The following is a 1,667-nucleotide window of genomic DNA, read 5'->3' as shown; positions in this document are numbered from 1 at the left end:
CTAGACGATATGTGTGAAGGGTTGCGGCCCGGGTTGGGTTCTGGTCCTTCTGATCGTCCATTGTCGCCGGGCGGTTCCGGACCCCGGCCTGGGGGTGTGACTAGTTTCGGGTGGCCGCGGTCCGGGACCTTGCCCCGGCGTGAATGGCCTCCATCAGAAGGACCAGGAAGTGGTGGGCTGGAACCTTCTCTTCAATCTCCCGTGGGTTGTCCCCCAGACTTAATCCATTGGGGCAGAGCCACATTTGAAGTTTGGAGGTTCCAGCTATGCACGAGCGTACTCACGTCGGCTTGGATGTCCACGCCCTCTCGGTTGTTGCGTGCGCGATCGATGGTCAGACGGGTGAGATTATCCGGGCCCGGCTGACGCCGGATCATGGCGAGATTCTGGCCTGGATCCAGGGCCTGGCTGGCCCGTGCCGGGTGGTTTACGAGGCCGGACCGACAGGGTTCGTGTTGGCCCGGTTCCTGAGGAAGTCCGGTGTTGACTGCGTGGTCGCGGCTCCGTCCAAGCTTCAACGCCCGCCAGGGGACAGGGTGAAAACGGACCGGAACGACGCCCTGCACCTAGCCCGGCTGTTAAAGCTGGATGAGATCACCGAAGTCACCGTCCCGGATCCCGCCCAGGAGGCGGCCAGGGACCTGATGCGGTCCAGGGAAGATACCCGCGGGGACCTGATGCGGGCCCGGCACCGGGTCTCGAAACTGTTGCTGCGCCAAGGCATTCATTACAGCGGCGGGGACACCTGGACCCAGGCCCACATGTCCTGGCTCTACCGGCAACGCTTCGACTCCCCGGCCCTGCAGCTGACCTTCGACCTGGCCCTGCAGTCCGTCACCGAAACTTTGGCCCGACGCGACCGCCTGGATGCAGCCATCACGAAAATCGCCTACGACAGCGAATACACCCCCGTCGTCAGGGCGCTGGAATGCCTGCGCGGGATTTCCACACTCACAGCGTTCGGTCTGGCCGTGGAGATCGGGGACTGGAACCGCTTCACCGGTCGTACGATCGGCGCTTACCTGGGCCTGGTACCTACGGAGAATTCCTCAGGCCAACGCCGCTCCCAAGGCGGCATCACCAAGACGGGCAACACCCACGCCCGACGGCTGCTGATCGAAGCCGCATGGCACCACCGCAGACCCTACACGCACCCATCAATAGTGATGCGCACCCGCTGGGAAGCAGCGACCCCCACAGCCCGGGCCCGCGGACAAGCCGGCAACCACCGCCTGCATGATCGCTGGCTCGTCTATCTGGAACACCGGAAACGGCCTGTGGTCGCGAATGTCGCCATCGCCCGGGAACTGGCAGGATGGTGCTGGTCCCTGGCCAGCGAAGCACAATCGGCCGCCGCGCGGCCGCGAACCTGAAAAACTCCGGGATGTCTGGCCCGGGTGCCTCGCAGCGCGTGGAGTGAACTCGCGTCAACCCTATGGGCAGCCCCCAACGGCCACGCCCGACCCTAGAGAAGCGATATGCTCCAGCCGAACACCTTCGCCCTGCGGTAACCAACCCGCGCATATTAGTCTGACCACGCCGTCGCCAACGACACGCTGAGCACCCGCACAGACACCCCGGCCACAACGACACGGCCAACACCAAGAAAGCAACCCCCGGGACCGCTTCTCCCCGCCCCTTGACGGAACCAACCACATATTAGGGTT

Annotated in this window: 1 protein-coding gene; it reads left to right on the top strand. The window is 64.4% G+C overall.

All coding sequences use genetic code 11. The annotated features are described in order from the left end of the window. Positions 1-266: 266 nt before the first annotated feature. On the top strand, positions 267-1,373 hold the full coding sequence (locus OOZ51_RS22340) for an IS110 family RNA-guided transposase (protein WP_265982168.1): 1,107 nt from the start codon (positions 267-269) through the stop codon (positions 1,371-1,373). Positions 1,374-1,667: the final 294 nt, after the last annotated feature.

This window comes from Arthrobacter rhizophilus (assembly GCF_026241105.1).
GTDB lineage: Bacteria > Actinomycetota > Actinomycetes > Actinomycetales > Micrococcaceae > Arthrobacter.
Note: the sequence above shows the minus strand (reverse complement) of the source record. Positions and strands in the feature narration are given on the sequence as shown.